Raw genomic sequence first — 17,615 nt, 5'->3', positions numbered from 1 at the left:
TTTCCTGGGCGACTACCCGTTGGGCGAATTCAGCTGCTCTTGGCAGGGTACGCCTTTCGTTTGGGAGGGCAGCCTGACATGCTGGTTGTTGAGATCTGCGAATTTCTACCAGCAACGCTCGGGGGATGGCGGGCGGTGATGTCTCGCGGCGCGGTCGCGACAAGCCGTGCCGGCGCAATCGAAGATGGATCGCGCCGGCACGGCAACGCGGGTCGGGCCCGCCTCAAGGCTCAGCGGCCTCGGCGGGCCTCGCTGAAGAATTCCTCGCTCGCGAGGAAGCCCAGCGCGGCGTCCGTCGCCGAGGGGTCGGGCTGACCGAGCATGTCCACCCAGTAGGATGCGGCCGCGTCCGGCCGGCGGCGGAGGAATGCGGTGTAGTAGCTATCGACGATCTGGTCGATCGCTTCGGGCGAGTTGATGAAGCTCGACTCGACCTCCCGGCGGCTCATGCCGGACTCCAGCTTCGCCGTCCAGGCCGCCAGGCCCGACTCCTCGGCCCGACGCCCGAGGACGTCGAGGTAGAGATCCCTCACGTAGGACAGGTTGTCCTGGCGGGCCTGCTGGTATTCGGGCGAAGCGATGATCCCGGCCACCACCGACTCCTCGGACGCGCCCGTGAGCAGGGCATCGACCCAGAACTGCGACGATGGGTCCGCGCCCCTGTCCAGGAAGGCTCGATAGTAGGCGTCCACCTGGGACTGCCGGTGTTCCGGCGAGTTCCAGAAGCCTTCGGCCACCCGATCGCGGGTCATGCCGGAGGCCATGAACGACAGCCAGCCGGCGACCTCGGCGTCGGCCCCCTCGCGGCCCAGCACGGCCCGGTACAGCGAACGGACGTAGGCGGCGTCGGGGTCGCTCGGCGGGTTCGGGCCGAACGGGTCGGGGACGACGGCGACCGGGGCGATCGGCGAGTAAGGGACCGCCCCGATGGCGAGGCTGCCGTCTCCGCCCGCCGAGGTCTGGTCGACTACATAGCGGCGGCTGTCATCCTGGTCGGTGGCCTCCAGGATCGCCGCGGAGCCCGGGGCGACGTCCGGGAGGGCGAAGCCGCCGTCGGCGTCGGTCGTGGTGATGGGCTCCCCGGCGTCGAAGGCCGCGTTGCCGTTGAGGTCCGCGAACACCCGGCGCCCCGCCAACCCGGGCTCGCCGGGGTCGGGCACGCCGTTGGCATTGAGGTCGAGATAGACCCGGCCGTTCACCCCCATCGTGACGACGGCGGAGGACGAATCGTCGGCCGATGATTGGCCGCCGTTGGAGAACACGGCGGTGAAGGCGTGCGGCCCTGAGGGGAGCGCCCCGAGGAACAAGGATGCCTTGCCGTCGACGACCGGGGAGGATCCGAGCAGCGTGGCCCCGTCGAAGAAGGAGACGGTCCCGGCCACCGTCGGGTCGCCCGGCGACGTGACCACCACGACCGCCGTGAGCGTCGTCCCCAGGGGCGTCGTCGAGGCCGTCAGGGTCGTGCTGGTGATCGTGGGGGCGACCTGGACCGAGACCGGGGTCGCGGAGGTCGCCGACGAATAGTGCGCATCGCCGGAGTAGACGGCGCGGATGGCATGCATCCCGACGCCGAGGGCGGTCGTCGGCAGGATGGCCTGGCCGGAGACGATCGCCGGATCGGCCAGGGCCCCGGTCCGGAGGAGGTTGCCCCGGGCCGGCGAGACCAGGTCGACCGCCCCCAGGAAGACGTCGCCATCGAAGAAGGAGACGGTCCCGGTCATCGGGGCGCCGTCGCGGGATGTCGCGGAGAAGGTGGCGGTGAGGATCACGGCCTGGCCGAAGAAGACCTGCGGCTCGGACGACGTGACGTTGCCGGCGTTGGTCTGCGCCGGCGAGATCGCCACCGCGACGGCGGGGGAGGTGGCCCCGAGGAGGTTGGCGTCGCCGCCATACACGGCCGTGATCTGGTGGGCCCCGGTGCCAAGGGCCGAGGTCACGAAGATGGCCGTGCCATCGGCACCGACCGGGGCGGAGCCGAGCGGCGTGGCCCCGTCGAAGAACGACACCGTCCCGCCGACGGCCCCGCCGAACTGCCCGGCGATGGTCGCCGTCAGGGTGACCGGCTCGCCGAAGTTGGACGTGGCCGCCGAGGCGGCGAGGGTCATCGTCGAGGTGGCCCGGGTGACCTCATGCGCGGCGGCCGCGGAGGTGCTGGCCTCGTAATTGGCGTCGCCGACATAGACGGCGGTGATCTGGCCCGATCCGCCCCCCAGAACGGCCGTCGTGAGGGTCGCCACGCCCAGTTCGTCCAGCGTCGCGACGCCGAGCAGCGTGTCGCCGGCGAAGAACTGAACCGTGCCCGTCGGATCGCCGATCTCCGAGGCGTCCGACGCGATCGTGGCGACGAGGGTCGCCGTCTGCCCATAGATGGTCGAGCCCGGGGTCACGGCCAGGGCCGTCGTGGTGCCGGCCCGGCCCGCCGCGATGGAGTACGTCACGACGGCCGTCGCCCCATCGCAGTCGGTGATCGTCACCAGCACGGTGGCCGGCGCGGTGCTCGTCGGCGTCCCGGAGATCAGGCCGTCCGGGCCGATGGAGAGGCCATCCGGGAGCCCGGTCGCCGAGAAGGAATACCCGCCGCCCGACCCGCCGCCCGCCGTGATCTGCTGGCTGTAGGCGGAGCCGACGATGGGCGTGGCGAGCGTGGTGGGGGAGGCGACGATGGGCGCGTTGACCGCCATGAAGTAGGTCAGCGTGACCGACGTCTCCAGGCTGTCGACGATCGTCAGCGTCACCTCATAGGGCACGGCGCCGGGGGTCGTCGGCGTGCCCGAGATCAGGCCGGAGGCGGAGATGGACAGGCCGGGGGGCAACCCGGTCGCGGAGAAGACGTAGCCCGTGCCCGACCCGGCGGTGGCGGTGATCTGCTGGGAATAGAAGCTGCCGGCCGTGGGGGTGACCAGGGTGGAGGGCTGGGCCTGGATCACGACCACGGTGAGGACCACGTCGTTGCCCGTCCCGCCGATGTAGCTGATCTGGATGGGCACGCCCTCGTAGTTGAGGACCCGGCCCTCGGGCAACCCGTAGAAGGCCCCGGAGACGGCGTCGACGCCGTCGTTGTCGATGAGCGTGAACGAGTCCCCGGCCACGGGCATGTATCCAAACGACACGAAGAAAATCGCATTGCCCAGGGAGACCTCGCCCACCACGACGATCTGGTCGTGGCCGATGCCCGCGGTCGGCCCGTCGATCTGGTAGCCGAAAAACGACTCGTCCGTCGCGGCGAGGTGGCCCGTGGTCAGGATGCCGACCGACGAGCCCCCGGGGGAGACCACGCCGCCGGCCATGATGTCGACCGAGCCCACGACCCCGGTCCCTTCCAGGGTCGCTCCGCTCCCGATGACCACGCTGCTGCCGCCCGCGCTGATGTCGCCGTCGACCCGCAGGGTCCCGTCGACGATGTTCGTGCTCCCCGTGTATTCCCCCCCGGCGAAGAGGACGAGCGTCCCATCGCCGCGCTTGGTGAGGCCGCGGGGCCCGGACGACTCGCCGATGCTGCCGGCGAACAGCAATTCCGAACCGGACTCCACGGAGACGACGGCATCCCCCTGCAAGGTGATGGGGCCGAGGACGATGTTGTAGCCGTCGAGGCTGGCGAGCTTCGGGTCGGAGCCGGAGTCCGCGCCGGCGCCCACCAGGACGATCGACTTGACCGCCGAGATGGTGACCCCGCCGGAGAGTTCCAGGGAGGCCCCGACCGCGACCGAGAGCACGGAGTCGTCCGTGGGATCGCCCAGGGCGTTGGCATGGGTGATCCGGAGATAACCCGAGGTCACATCCATGTCGCCGCGGAACGTATTGTCGCCGGACAGGGTGGTGCGGCCGGTCGTGCCGTTGCCGATCGAGAGATCGCCGGTCCCGCCGATCGCGCCCGCGACGGTGAGCAACGCGCCGGAGGCGGCCCCGAGCCGGGTGTCGGCGGCGATGGTCAGCATGCCGTCGAGCGTGGCCGAGCCCGAGTCAACGATCAGGGCGCCGAGGTCGCTCACGCCATTCCCCGAGAGCGTGAACGCCTCGGAGAAGAGGAGGCCCGAGCCGACGAATACGATCGAGGCCCCGCTGGCGACGGCCGTGCCGGCGGCCGTCGAGCCCAGGGCCCCCTGGCCCTCGACCCGGAGGATCCCCGCGTTGACCGACGTGGTGCCGGCGTAGGTGTTGTCGCCGGCGAGCGCCATGCCCCCCGCGCCCAGCTTCACGATCCCGCCGTTGGACACGGTGACGCCGATCCGCAGGTCGACGGCCAGGTCCGGGTCATCGTTGACGGTGATCTGGAACGCCCCGTTGCCCGCGAGGTCGAGGTTCCCCCGGCCCTTGATCTCCGACAGGAACGCCCCGGACGTGGAGGACGTGACGAGGGACGTGGTCAGGGCCAGGGTGCCGCCGGCCCCCAGGTCGGCCGCGGCCCCTTCCAGGACCAGGTTCGCGACCGTCTCCGCCTTGCCATCGAGGTGGAAGGTCGAACCCTTCCCGACCGTCACGGTCGTGCCGTCGGGGATCTGGTCGGACGCGCCGAGCTTCAGGAGGGCGGTCTTGCCGGGGGAGCCGAGGACGAGCCTCCCGCCGACGGCGTTGACGCCGGCCGTCTTGACCAGCTCCAGGGTCCCTTCGCCGACCGTCGTCAGATCGGTATACGTGTTCGCCGCCGCGCCGCCGAGGACGAGCGTCCCCCCGCCCGCCTTGGTCAGGCCGAAGCCGGTCCCCGAGATCGCCCCGTTCCCGATCAGCGTCCCGCCGGCGGCGACGGTGAACGTCCGGGTGGACTGCAAGGCGAGGTCCAGGCCGACCGTCGAGGTGCCGGCGGAGTAGGTCGTCAGCAGGTCCCCGTACAGGTCGACCGCGTCGCCCTGCAGGGTATAGCCGGCGGCCCCGACGGTGATCGAGTAGAGGTCGAACCCGGCGCCCAGGTCGTTGAAGTTTGTCCGGCGGGCTGCGCCGTCCGGGAAGACGAGGGAGTCGAATCGCGACGGCGCGACGTCGCCCACCCAGTTGTCGGGCGAGGACCACAGGCTGTCGTCGGCGTCCCCGCCGTCCCAGGTCAGGACCCGCGGGGCGATCGAGGTGACCGTGAGGGTCACGCCCGAGTTGAAGTAGCCGATCGAGAAGGTCGCGGGCCCGGCCTGGAAGGATCCGAACTGGGAGAGCCCGTTGAACCGGCCGGTGATCGGGGAGCCATACGTTTGGGAGACGATCTGGAAACTGGTCCCGACCGCCGGGAGATACCCGAGATTGACCTGCAACGTCGCGCCGTTCGGGTTGAAGAGGGCGGACCCGTTGGTGAGGGCGAGCCGGTCATACCCCGTCCCGACGGTCGAGCCGTTGAGGTCGACGCGGAAGGTCGTGGACGACGGCAGGGCGAATCCGGCCGAGTTCGCGTAGGTCAGGATGCCGGGCCCGCCGACGGTCCCCGGGTTCACGGTCCCCCCATCGGTCCCGGTGATCCCCGCGCCGTTGACCGTGCCCGACCCGCCGAGCGTCCCGCCCGCGAGGACCAAGGCGCTGGTGATGGTCCCGTCGACCCGCAGGACGCCGGAATGGATCGTGGTGCTGCCGTCGTAATCATTGTTGCCGGCGAGGACGAGGGTGCCGCCCCCCGCCTTGGTCAGCGAGCTGGTCCCGAAGGAGTCGGTCACCAGGTCGTCGATGGTCAGTTGGGATCCCGACTCGACGCCGATCGTCGTGTCGCTCGCGAGCGACACGTAATTGGTGAGCGTATTCGAGCCCGACCGGCTCCAGAGGGCCCCCACGCCGCCGAAGCCGGCCCCGCCCACGGTCAACGGCTCCGCCGCGAGCGTGATGCCGCCCGCCAGCGCCAGCGTGGCGCCCGAGGAGACCGTGGTGCCGTAAGTCGCCCCACCCAGGGCATTCGCGTTCGACACCGTCAGGAGGCCGTCGGAGACGGTGGCCAGCCCGTCGAATGCATTGCTGCCCGAGAGGTGCAATTCCCCCTCGCCCTGCTTGGTGATCCCGAACGAATTCGCCCCGTCGCCGATGACGCCGGAGACTACCAGCGTCCCGTCGGACGCCACGTCGATGGTGGAGTCGGCCAGCAGGGTGATGTCGAGCGCCAGGGTCGAACTCCCGGGCCCGTAACTCGTGGCGATCCCCCCCGTCAGGGACAGGGGATTGCCCGAGATCGTATAGCCGGGATCATCGATCGAGATCGAGTTGAAGGCCGTGTTGGAGAAGTCGTTGACCGGGCCGTACCTCGCTCCCCCGGCGGGGAACTGCAGGTCGTCGTTCGCGGAGGGCGCGACGTCGGTGCTCCAGTTGGCGGCCGTGGACCAGAGGTTGTCGCCGCCGCCGCCATCCCAGATCCGGGTCGCGAGGAGTTGGCGGCCCTCGAGCGGCTCGAAGTGCAGGGGGGCCCGCCGGCCGCGTCGCCCCCTCCCTTGCTTCTTGGCCTGGGCGAGGGATCGGGCCGCTTGCGAGCGGGCGGGGCGACTGGACATGCGGAGCTCCTCGGGGGTGGGCGGATTGCATCGGGTGCGGGGAGCCTGTCGACCGCCTCGCCGGGGGGGCGGGCGGTTCGAAGGGGCTCGCGATCGAGGCCGGTCGGCGCGCGGTCGCGATCGCGGCCCGGCGGGGCCGTCTCATGCCGGCGAACCGCGACGGGAGGGGCGTCGACTGCCGGGCCCGGGCCATCGGGCGGGTGGACGGCGATGCGGGCCTGCCTCGTCGCAGGCCGTCCAATCCCATGAATCTAGGACGGCGACCGCGTCCGGGCGACCGATCGGGAAAGTTTTCCTTCCCCGACGCGTCCCCCGGTCATGCGGCGGCCGGATCCGCGCGTGTCCGACCGGAGCCCCGACGCCGATCCCGGGGGCGGCGCGGCAGCGACGGAGGGCCGGCCCCGGGGCCGGCGGCGCATACGCGACGACGCCCGCCCTCCGACAGCGAAGGGCGAGCCTCCCGCCCCTCCCGAGTCCATGCCGGCCGGGAGGGCCTGCGGCCGAGGCGCGATTCAGGCCGCGTCGCGCGCCCGGTCCTCGTCGCGGCCGGGGCGGGCCTCCCCCGGCCCGATCCCGAGATAGCGGTCCCAGAACGCGCCGCCCGTCAGGCGGGCGAACGCCTCCCGCCAGCGCGCGACGACCCGGCCGTGGTCCCGGCGCAGCATCAGGCCCGCCTTCGCCCCTCGCATCAGCAGCGACCGGAATGTCTCGCGCGAACGCCGGTAGATCCGATGCTCCTCGGCGTGCCAGTCCTCGGCGGCGACGACGTCGGCCATCCCGATGTGCCACCAGCGAGCATACTCGTCCGGGATCGCATGATCGGGCTGCGCATCGGGGGGCGGGCTGGGCCGGGTCAGCTGGCGCCAGAAGCAGAGGGCCAGCCGCTTCCGGATCTGGGCTCGGGAGGCCGGGGGGTCGGCCGGCGTGGCGAGCGGGAGGCATCGCGAGCGGCAGACCGACCCCATCGCCAGCTCCCGCTTCAACGCGAGCAGCTTGCGATGGACCGCGCCGGGGGCGGCGTCGAGGATCTCCGGCCCGGCGCAGAAGTCGACCGCCGCCTCGACCAGGAGCGCCGCCTCAAAATAGTTGTGCGACAGCAGTTGCGTGAGGAAGCGCTTCAGGAAGACCTTGAGGACGTGGCGGCGATCCATCGGGAAGTGGATTGATGTCAGCACGAGCATGTTCCGCAGGTCGTAATACGCCTGCCAGCCGCCCCGCTTCAGGTAGAACGGCTCGTGCCAGATCCCCATGCCGGGGACGGTCACGGTCGGGATGCCGGCCCGGTGCATCCGGTAGCCGTATTCGGCGTCGTCTCCCCGGATGAACACCGGCAGGGGCAGGCCGATCCGGTCGACCAGATCCAGCGGGAAGGCGAAGAACCACCAGGCGTTGTAGTGGACGTGCTCGACTTCGAGGAACGGGGCCAGGGAGTCCGAGGACTCCGCGCGGAGCCGGTGCACCGGCGTCTTGACGCCGAGCGTGGCCGGGTCGATGAAGGCCCCGGACTCGTAGATCTCCATGGGCCGGAGCATGTCGAGCATCTGCCCGCCCACGCCCATCGGCTCGCGGGCCAGGGCCTGGAAGGCGGCGACCCGGAAGACGCTCTCGGGCTCGGTGATGGCATCGTCGTCCATCAGGAGCATGTGCGTCGCGCCGGGCATCGCGCGGGCTTCCAGGATCGATCGGGTGAAGCCGCCCGCCCCCCCGAAATTCTCCTGCTCGATGAGGTGGAGCTTGTCGCCCGCGGCCGCCTCCAGGAAGGCGAACCCCGGATGATCCTTGATCTTCGAGGTCCCCTGGTCGACCACGACGATCCGGCCCAGGCGGCCGGCGACGTCCGGGTCCGCCAGCAGCGACCGGACGTTGTCGAGCAGGAACCTCTCCCGGTTGAACGTGCAGTAGCCGGCGACGAGGTTGATCGGGTCGGGCTCGACGTCGCGGGCCACCCACTCGGCCCGGGCGAGCCGGACGCTCGGGGATCGGGCGATGATGTCGAAGTGCAGCGCCCCGGACTCGCGGTGGTGGAGATGCGGCACCGGGACGTCCAGCGCGAGTTCCGAGCCGTCGGCATCGAAGTCGAAGTCGACCTCGTCGAGCACTTCGAGGCCCGCCGCCAGCGAGCGGCGGAGCAGCAGGACGGTCCCCCGCCCGGACAGTTCCAGGCGGAGTCGGAGCTTCTCGACGCGGGTGTGGCGCCGCCAGTAACTCTCGAAGACGCTGTTGAAATAGGTGTCGGTGATCAGCTTGGCGCCCCGGCCGATCCAGATCGATCGGCGGTCGGGCGGGGCCGGGTCGATCGATCGGCCTTCCTGGGGGCGGTCCATCCGGTAGTAGAGCGGGCGGAGGCGGCGCTCGGCCGGGAACACGCACCGCTGGATGATCACGTCGGGCATGCGAAGCTTTCCCTCTGCGACGCCTCTTCCCGGCCGCCGCCGAAGAAGGGGACGACCTGCCCCCCGAACGTCTTCAACGCCGCGCCGATGGCCTGGTGCATGTCCAGGTACTTATAGGAACCGAGCCGCCCGCCCAGGATGAAGTTCGGTTCCCGCGCGGCCATCGCCTTGTAGGCCTCGTAGGCCCGCCGGTCCCGGTCCGTCCCGATCGGGTAATACGGCTCGTCGGATCGGGAGGCGAACCGCGAGTATTCGCGGTAGATGACCGAGCTGCCCGGCCGGTACTTCCGCTCGGGATGCAGATGCTTGAATTCGTGGATCCGGGTGTAGGGCACCTCCTCGTCGGCGTAGTTGACGACCGAGGTCCCCTGGAAGTCGTCGACCGGGACGACCTCCTTCTCGAAGTCGATGGTCCGCCAGCCCAGCTCGCCGGCCCGGTAGTCGAAGTAGCGGTCCACCGGCCCGGTGTAGACGACCAGCTGCGACGGCGAGAGCGAGCCGCGCACCTCGAAGAAGTCGACGCCGAGGTGGACGTCGATCAGCGGGGATTCGGTCATCTTGCGGAAGATCGCGGTGTAGCCGTCGGTCGGCAGCCCCTCGAAGCGGTCGGCGAAGTAGCCGTCCTCGAAGGTGTAGCGGACCGGGAGCCGGGTGATGATGCCGGCCGGCAGTTCCTTCGGGTCCGTCTGCCACTGCTTCTTCGTGTATCCTTTGATGAAGGCGTCGTACAGCGGGCGGCCGATCAGCGAGATCGCCTTCTCCTCCAGGCTTGCGGGCCGGTCCAGCCCCTCCGCGGCCACCTGCCCGGCGATCAGCTCGCGGGCCTCGGCGGGGGACATCGCCCGCCCGAAGAACTGGCAGATCGTCCCCAGGCCGATCGGCATCGGGTAGACCTGGCCCCGATGGATGGTGAAGACCCGGTGCCGGTAGTTGGTGAAGGTCGTGAACCGGTGCAGGTATTCCCAGATCTCCTCGCTGTTGGTGTGGAAGAGGTGGGAGCCGTACTTGTGATATTCGATCCCCGTCTCCGGGTCCGTCTCGGAGTAGGAATTGCCGCCGATGTGGGGCCGGCGATCCAGGATGCAGACCTTCCGGCCCAGGACGTTGGCCGCCCTCTCCGCGATCGTCAGGCCGTAGAAGCCGGCGCCGACGACCACGAGGTCATAGTCGGTGAGATTCATGGTTTCCGTGCCCCGTGGGTGGTTCGTTCGCCATGGACGCGCGGGCCCCTCGGCCCGGGCGGGTCTCGCGTCGGCGGCAGGCGGCCCCGGCGGGCACCTCAGGGGGTGCGCAGCAGGGCCGGCTTGTATGGGTCGCCGACTTCCCACCCGAGATAGCGCGAGTCGAGCTGGAGCTCCGGCGTGCCGTCGCGTTCCTTGCGGATGATCGTGACTCCGGGACAGCGTTGCCCGGGATCCGCCTGTCGGGGCGAATCGAGGGTCAGTCCCTGGAACCGCGGATTCGCTAGCACTTGTCGGACCGCGACGCCGACCCCGTCGAAGAACAGCGAGTCATGGAGCAGGATCGCCCCGCCCACGTTCAGGAGCGGCTCGTAGAGCATCAGCTCCGTCATGATCGTGTCGTAGTGGTGGTCCGAGTCGAGGACCAGCATGTCGAACCGCGTCCCGCTCAGGAACAGGTCGGGGTAGGCGTCCTGGGACAGCTGCCGGCGCAGCGTGACGACCCGCTCCAGCTCGGTACCGGCCCAGACCTGGCCCTCCTGCGGGGCCGGGTCGATGGTGATCACCCTCCGACCGCCGCCCAGGGAATCCAGGGCCGACGCGATGCAGGCGGTCGAATACCCCTTGAAGGTCCCCGTCTCCAGGACCATCCGCGGGCGCAGGAGCAGGACCAGGGCATGCCACAGGCGGCCCACCTCCAGCTCGACGCTGGCATAGGAGATGGCCCCATCCTCCCTCCATCCCCCCAGGCTCCGCTCGTAGGTCTCCTCGTATTCGAGGATCGCCGGGTGGATGTTGGAATGGTTCATCGAGAGAATCGCTTCCATGCTCGCTCCCGAGTGGGTGGCCCACGGCGATCGGGCGGATTCATCGACCGATAAGAGATTGCAATTATGCCGTGCGGCGGCACCATATCAGCAACCCCGCGGGCCGGCAAGTCCGGATTCGACCCGGTCGGCCCCCGGCCCGACGCCCCCTCATCGGGCCCCGTTCATCTGGCCGCGGACCCTCCTGAGGCGCATGTCGCCGGGCCACTCCTCATCGAAGGGATCGTCCCCGTCGAAGGCATCGGCGAAGATCTGCGCGACCGCCGGGCCATCGAACGGGCCGAACCTCTCGAGCAGCTCGCGCCGGACCGGCTCCACGACCATCTCCCGCGCCTCGGCCGCCGAGAGGCCCAACGCGCCGAGGCTCAGGGCCAGGGACCGGACCTCGGAAGTCCTGCGATCATCCATCTCCCCGGTCCGGTCGCACGACTGGTAGTAGACGACGATCGCGATGCAACGCTCGATAGTTTCCTGCAATTCCCTCGCTGTCGGCATCCCCATCACCCTCATTCCTGGCCGGGATCCTTCCCCTGGGATGCCGGCGTCCGTGCCGGCCGCTGAACGGGTCCGCGCCATCACCGGGCGTGATCGAGGTCGACCCGCGTCCTGCCAGGCGCGGGGAGATCCGGGGTGGAAGCCATCTGCATCGGAGGCCGTGAGGCCGGGCCGCGCGGGCCCTGCCGGCTCCCGCCGAACGCAATTCCAGATGTCAGTCTTCGGATAGGCTTGAACATCGGCCGGTCCCGCCCCCACGCGGGGTGCGGTCGCCGAGCAGGCCGTTCGAGGGCGATCCGCCCGGAAGCGTCGGCGGGATCGCCGGCGAGCTTTCGGCCCGGACCGTGGCGGACTGGACGGGCATGATGGGGCGAGTGTAGACGAATCCCGGGCGGGCCTCTGTCCGCCAGTGGACACTGACGGACAGATTTGTCGATTTTATCGGGACGGCCTCCGGCCCCCATGACATGGCCCTGTCACCACCGCCCCCCGAGGCGGATGGGCCTTCGCGGGGGCCGGCCCCGTGTGACATCGCGTCGTCACGATCCCCGGCTTATCCCCCGACCGCCGGCCTCCGCACCCGGGGCGGCGAGGAGATCCCCTCGGTTTTGTCTTCTCACTCATATTGGTATTAGAATTGCTGGCCTGACACGGCCGCCCCGGGCCACCCCCCCCGGCAACGGGGAGGATTTCGCCCGGGGAAGGGGACGAGCCCGGGCACGCCTCGCGAGGATCGATCGGCCAGGGCGGCCGGCACGACCGGGCGACCCGCTTCGAGGGACCGTGATCGATGAGCCGTTGGTCAGACAATCCATCGCCCGGCGAGGCCGCGCCTCGTCGGGTCCTGGTCTTCCGCGCCCTTCAGTTGGGGGACATGCTCTGCGCCGTCCCCGCGCTCCGGGCGTTGCGGAGGGCCTGGCCCCACGCCGAGATCGTGCTGGCGGGCCTGCCCTGGGCGCGGTCCTTCGCCGCCCGGTTCGGCCACCTCGTCGACGGCTTCCGCGAATTCCCCGGCTATCCGGGCCTCCCGGAGATCACACCGGACGTGCGGCGGATCCCGGGATTCCTGGCCGAGATCCAATCCGAGCGGTTCGACCTGGCGATCCAGATGCACGGCAGCGGGCCTTTCGTGAACGAGCTGACGGCCCTCTTCGCCGCCCGGCGCTCCGCCGGCTTCTGCCTGCCCGGCGGGTATCGGCCCGACCCCGAGGGGTTCATCACCTGGCCCGACTCCGGCCTGGAACTGCGCCGGCTGATGCGCCTGGCCGAGCACCTCGGTGCCCCCTCGGCGGGCGAGGATCTGGAATTCCCGCTGACGGCGGACGACCTGCGGGCCGCCGACGAGATCGACGAGGTCCGCGGCCTGGCCCCCGGGTCGTTCGCCTGCCTCCACGCCGGCGCGAGCGTCCCGGAGCGGCGATGGCCGGCCGCGCACTTCGCCGCGGCGGCGAAGCATCTCGATGCCCGGGGGTTGCGGGTCGTCCTCACGGGCACGGCCGCCGAGGGGGGACTCGCCCGCGAGGTGGCCGATCGGGCCGGGGTCCCGTGCGTCGACCTGACGGGCCGGACCGACCTCGGCGCGGTCGGCGTCCTGCTCCGGCGCTCCCGCCTCCTGGTGTGCAACGACACCGGGGTGTCGCACGTGGCCGCCGCCCTCCGCGTGCCCAGCGTGGTGATCTCGACCGGCGACAACCCCGCCCGCTGGGCCCCGGTCGACGCCTCGCTCCACCGGGTCCTCTGCCGCGACCCGGGCGTGGGGCCGGGCGAGGCGATCGATCAGATCGACCACCTGCTCCGGTCGAAGTCCCATTGGTCCCACAGGGAGGCCGACCGATGCGTCCAATCCGCGTCCTGACCTGGCACGTCCACGGCAACTACCTGCTGTATCTTTCGCGGGCCCGGGTCGAGTTCCACCTCGCGGTCGGGCCGGGGGGCTCCGGAGGCCGGGGCGACACCTTCCCGTTCCCCGACCGCGTGATCGACGTGCCGGCCGAGGAGGTGCGGGACCGGGAATTCGACTGCATCCTCTATCAGACCCGGGCGAACTACGAAGTCGACGGGCCCGCGATCCTGAGCGATGCCCAGCGCCGGCTCCCCCGGATCTACCTGGAACACGACACCCCCCGGCCGCACCCGACCGACACCCGGCATTGGTTCGACGACCCCGACGGCCTGCTCGTCCACGTCACCCACTTCAATGCGTTGATGTGGGACAGCGGCCGGACGCCGACCCGCGTGATCGAGCACGGGGTGGCCGTGCCCGAGGGGGTCCGGTACTCGGGCGAATTGGCCCGGGGGATCACGGCGATCAACCACCTCCGGTCGCGCGGACGCCTGCTCGGGGCGGACATCTTCGAGCGGGCGCGGGCCGAGGTCCCGATCGACCTGGTGGGGATGGACGCGGAGTCGCTGGGCGGGCTGGGCGAGGTCCACCCGATGGAGCTGGCGGCGTTCGAGGCCCGCTATCGGTTCTTCTTCCACCCGATCCGCTGGACCAGCCTGGGGCTGGCCGCGCTGGAGGCGATGACGCTGGGGATGCCCGTGGTCGGCCTGGCGACGACCGAGCTGGCCTCGGCGGTCGATAACGGCGTCTCGGGGATCATCGACACCGACCCCGCCCGATTGATCGACGCCATGCGCCGGCTCCTGCGCGACCCGGACGAGGCCCGGCGAATCGGGGAAGGGGGCCGGCGGCACGCCCTGGAACGGTACGGGATCGAGCGATTTGCCCGCGACTGGGAAGCGACGTTCGCGGAGGTCTCCGGCCGATCGATGCCGGGCACGGCCCGGGTCGCCCCCGGACTTTCCCTGGCGGCGGGGGGTGCCCGATGAGGCGACGACGGCGGATCGCGCTGATCAGCGAGCATGCCTCGCCCCTGGCGACTCTCGGAGGCGCCGACGGCGGCGGCCAGAACGTCTACGTCGGCCAGGTGGCGACCCACCTCGCGAGGCTCGGCCACGAGGTCGACGTGCTCACCCGCCGCGACCGGGCCGGACTGCCCGCCGTCGTCCCCTGGGCCGAGGGGGCCCGCGTCGTCCACGTCCCGGCCGGGCCGGCGAAGGCCGTCCGCAAGGAGGACCTGCTGCCGTACATGGACGAGTTCGCCGACTTCGTCGCCCGCCGCTGCCGGCGCCGGGGGCCGTACGACCTGATCCATGCCAACTTCTTCATGTCCGCCCTGGTCGCGGCCGAGGTCAAGCGTTCCGAGGGCATCCCCTTCGTGGTGACGTTCCACGCCCTGGGGCGGGTCCGACGGTTGCACCAGGGCGAGGCCGACGGCTTCCCCGAGGAACGACTGGGGATCGAGGACCGCGCCGTCCGCGAGGCCGACCGGATCATCGCCGAGTGCCCGCAGGACGCCGACGACCTGGCCCGGCTCTACGACGCCGACCCCGGCCGGATGGCGACCATCCCCTGCGGCTTCGACCCGGCCGAGTTCTGGCCGGTGGACAAGGCCCGGGCCCGCCGCTCTCTGGGGATCGGGCCCGACGAGCGGATCATCCTCCAGCTCGGCCGGCTCGTCCCGCGCAAGGGGATCGACAACGTGATCCGGGGCCTGGCCCGGCTCCGCTCCGGCCGCGGGATCGCCGCCCGGCTGCTGGTCGTCGGCGGCGAGTCGGCAGGGCCCGACCCGGCCGTCACCCCCGAGATCGGCCGCCTCCGCGCCATCGCCGAGGCCGAGGGGGTGGCCGACGCCGTCACCTTCGTCGGCAGCCGGCCCCGCGACGCGCTCCGGGCCTACTACGGGGCCGCCGACGTCTTCGTCACCACCCCCTGGTACGAGCCGTTCGGGATCACGCCGGTCGAGGCCGCCGCCTGCGGCACGCCCGTGGTCGGCGCCGACGTGGGGGGGATCCGGACCACGGTCGTGGACGGCGAGACCGGCTACCTGGTCCCGCCCCGCGACCCCGATGCGCTGGCCGACCGGCTCGCCCGGCTGTTCCGCCATCCCGACCTCGCCCGCAGCCTGGGCCGGGCCGCCGCGCGGCGGGCCTCGGAGCTCTACACCTGGGAGGGGATCTCCGGGGCGATCGACCGCGTCTATGCCGACGTGCTCGGCGACCGGCCCGGCCGCCGGGCCCCGCTGGACGCCCCGATGACGGCGGAGGTCGAACCCCGATGAGGAAGCCCGCCGCCGTGTTCCTCGACAAGGACGGCACCCTGATCGACGACGTCCCCTACAACGTCGACCCCGCGCTGATTCGCCTGGCGCCCGGGGTCGAGGAGGGCCTGCCCATGCTCCACGAGGCCGGCTTCCGCCTGGTCGTGGTCTCCAACCAGTCGGGCGTGGCGCGGGGGCTGTTCCCGGAATCGGCCCTGATCGCCGTGGAGGCTCGGATCCGCGACCTCCTGGGGCGGATCGGCGTGCCCCTGGCCGGGTTCTCGTATTGCCCGCACCACCCGGAAGGGACCGTCGCCCGCCATGCCATCGCGTGCGACTGCCGCAAGCCGGAGCCCGGGATGATCTCCCGCGCGACCCGGCGGCTCGGGCTGGCCCCGGGCCGGTCGTGGATGGTCGGCGACATCCTCGACGACATCGAGGCGGGCCGCCGGGCCGGGTGCCGGACGGTCCTGATCGACAACGGCAATGAGACCGAATGGTCGCTCACCCCGGCGCGGACGCCGCACCACCGCGCGGCCGACATGGCCGAGGCCGCCCGGATCATCGTCGCGGCGGAGGACCCCCGATGAGCCAGCTCCTGTCCCGGATCGTCGCATCCTTCTCCGGCCTCCGCGTCGTTGTGATCGGCGAGGCGATGCTGGATAGCTACATCGACGGGTCCACCGACCGCCTGTGCCGCGAGGCGCCGGTGCCGATCGTCCGGCTGACCGGCCGGCGCGACGCCCCCGGCGGAGGGGCCAACACGGCGGTGAACCTCGCCGCCCTCGGGGCCCGGGTCGACTTCCTCTCGGTCGTGGGCGACGACGCCGAGGCGGGCCTGCTCCGCCAGGGCCTCGGGGCGCTCGGGGTCGGCACGGATCACGTCCTGGCCGACCCAACGCGGCGGACCCTGAGCAAGAGCCGGATCGTCGCCGCCTCCCAGCTCATCGCCCGGCTCGACCAGGGGGACACCGGGCCGGTCTCCCCGGCGGCCGAGGCCGAGTTGATCCGCCGCCTCGAAGCCCTGGTGCCCCGCGCCGACGCCGTGGTCATCTCCGATTACGGTTACGGGATCCTCACGCCTCGCTTGATCGCCCGCCTGGCCGGGTTCCGCCGGGAGCGGCCCGGCCTGGTGATGGTCGCGGATTCCAAGGATCTGGCGGCCTATCGGGATGTGAGTCTGTCGGCCGTGAAGCCGAACTACGACGAGGCCGTTCGCCTGGTCGGCGCCAATCCATCCCCGCCGTCGGGACGCGCCGAGGCGGTCGTCGGCTGGGGCGAGCGGCTGCTCGAACGGACCGGGGCGAGGCTGGCGGCCGTGACGCTGGACGCCGACGGCGCCCTGATGCTGGAGCGGGGCCGGCCCTCCTACCGGACCTACGCCCGGCCGATGCCCCACTCCCGGGCCGCCGGGGCGGGGGACACCTTCCTGGCCACCCTGGCGCTGGGCCTGGCCGCCGGCGCCGAGACCCCGGCCGCGGCCGACCTGGCCTCGGCGGCGTGCGCGATCGTGGTGGCCCGCGAGGGGACCGCCGCGTGCTCGGCCCGCTCGCTCCTGGACCGGGTCGCGGGCGACCGCAAGCCGTCGGGGGACGTGGCCGACCTGGTGCGCCGGCTCCGGGCCCGTCGCGAGGCCGGCGAGCGGATCGTCCTCACCAACGGCTGCTTCGACATCCTCCACCGGGGCCACATCACCTACCTGAGCCAGGCCAAGGCGCTGGGCGATGCGCTGGTGGTCGGGGTGAACTCCGACGCCGGGATCCGCCGGCTCAAGGGGCCGGAACGGCCGATCAACGCCCTGGACGACCGGATCGAGGTCCTGGCGGCCCTGGGCTGCGTGGATCACGTCGTCGCCTTCGATGAGGATACCCCCTGCGAACTCGTCCGGGCCGTCCGCCCCGACGTCTTCGTGAAGGGGGGGGACTACACGATCGACCGGCTCCCCGAGGCGGCCGTGGTCCGCGCCTACGGCGGCGAGGTCCGCATCCTCCCGTTCGTCGCGGACCGCTCGACGACCCACCTGATCGAGCGGATCCGGGCCGTGGACGGATGGGCCGAGGCGGGCGTGGCCGCCCCCGGGGTCGGGCGTCATGAGGTGGCCTCGTGATCGGCCCGAACGCCTGGGATCAGGCCAAACACATCCTCTGCGTCCGGCTCGACGCCCTCG

The 17,615-nt window shown here is 71.5% G+C and carries 10 protein-coding genes; 5 read left to right on the top strand and 5 right to left on the bottom strand.

What is annotated here, in order from left to right; genetic code table 11:
- Nucleotides 1-230: 230 nt before the first annotated feature.
- The 5 genes from TA3x_RS00960 to TA3x_RS00940 form a co-directional block, all read right to left on the bottom strand.
- Nucleotides 231-6,449: an Ig-like domain repeat protein gene (locus TA3x_RS00960; protein WP_435018239.1), complete on the bottom strand. Its 6,219-nt coding sequence runs from the start codon at nt 6,447-6,449 to the stop codon at nt 231-233.
- A gap of 512 nt (nt 6,450-6,961) precedes the next feature.
- Entirely contained in the window at nt 6,962-8,842 is a 1,881-nt protein-coding gene (locus TA3x_RS00955; protein WP_435018238.1) for a glycosyltransferase, read from the bottom strand.
- Nucleotides 8,830-10,023 (bottom strand): UDP-galactopyranose mutase, encoded by a 1,194-nt coding sequence (gene glf / locus TA3x_RS00950; protein WP_435018237.1) that lies wholly within the window; start codon nt 10,021-10,023, stop codon nt 8,830-8,832. Before glf ends, TA3x_RS00955 begins: the two co-directional genes overlap by 13 nt.
- A 98-nt stretch (nt 10,024-10,121) precedes the next feature.
- Nucleotides 10,122-10,832, bottom strand: a complete 711-nt coding sequence (locus tag TA3x_RS00945) for a class I SAM-dependent methyltransferase (protein WP_435018236.1) — start codon at nt 10,830-10,832, stop codon at nt 10,122-10,124.
- 168 nt (nt 10,833-11,000) lie between these two features.
- Nucleotides 11,001-11,345 carry a hypothetical protein gene (locus TA3x_RS00940; RefSeq protein WP_435018235.1) on the bottom strand — a complete coding sequence of 115 codons (345 nt, stop codon included), beginning with the start codon at nt 11,343-11,345 and terminating at the stop codon, nt 11,001-11,003.
- Between the two features lie 790 nt (nt 11,346-12,135).
- On the opposite strand from TA3x_RS00940, the gene TA3x_RS00935 reads away from it, so the two are divergent.
- Genes TA3x_RS00935 through rfaE2 form a run of 5 tightly spaced genes read left to right on the top strand, consistent with a single transcriptional unit; the run spans nt 12,136 to nt 17,555 of the window.
- Nucleotides 12,136-13,200, top strand: a complete 1,065-nt coding sequence (locus tag TA3x_RS00935) for a glycosyltransferase family 9 protein (RefSeq protein WP_435018234.1) — start codon at nt 12,136-12,138, stop codon at nt 13,198-13,200.
- Nucleotides 13,179-14,177, top strand: coding sequence for a glycosyltransferase (locus TA3x_RS00930; protein WP_435018233.1), 999 nt, complete (start codon nt 13,179-13,181; stop codon nt 14,175-14,177). Before TA3x_RS00935 ends, TA3x_RS00930 begins: the two co-directional genes overlap by 22 nt.
- Nucleotides 14,174-15,469: a glycosyltransferase family 4 protein gene (locus TA3x_RS00925; RefSeq protein WP_435018232.1), complete on the top strand. Its 1,296-nt coding sequence runs from the start codon at nt 14,174-14,176 to the stop codon at nt 15,467-15,469. Before TA3x_RS00930 ends, TA3x_RS00925 begins: the two co-directional genes overlap by 4 nt.
- Nucleotides 15,466-16,038, top strand: a complete 573-nt coding sequence (locus TA3x_RS00920) for a D-glycero-alpha-D-manno-heptose-1,7-bisphosphate 7-phosphatase (RefSeq protein ID WP_435018231.1) — start codon at nt 15,466-15,468, stop codon at nt 16,036-16,038. Before TA3x_RS00925 ends, TA3x_RS00920 begins: the two co-directional genes overlap by 4 nt.
- The gene (gene rfaE2, locus TA3x_RS00915) at nt 16,035-17,555 is read left to right on the top strand and encodes a D-glycero-beta-D-manno-heptose 1-phosphate adenylyltransferase (protein WP_435018230.1); all 1,521 of its coding nucleotides are present in this window, start codon (nt 16,035-16,037) and stop codon (nt 17,553-17,555) included. Before TA3x_RS00920 ends, rfaE2 begins: the two co-directional genes overlap by 4 nt.
- Nucleotides 17,556-17,615 lie beyond the last annotated feature (60 nt).

Origin of the sequence: Tundrisphaera macrotermitis (genome assembly GCF_051175315.1) — a bacterium.
Taxonomy (GTDB): Bacteria; Planctomycetota; Planctomycetia; order Isosphaerales; family Isosphaeraceae; genus Tundrisphaera.
This window is presented reverse-complemented; position numbering and strand designations above follow the sequence as displayed.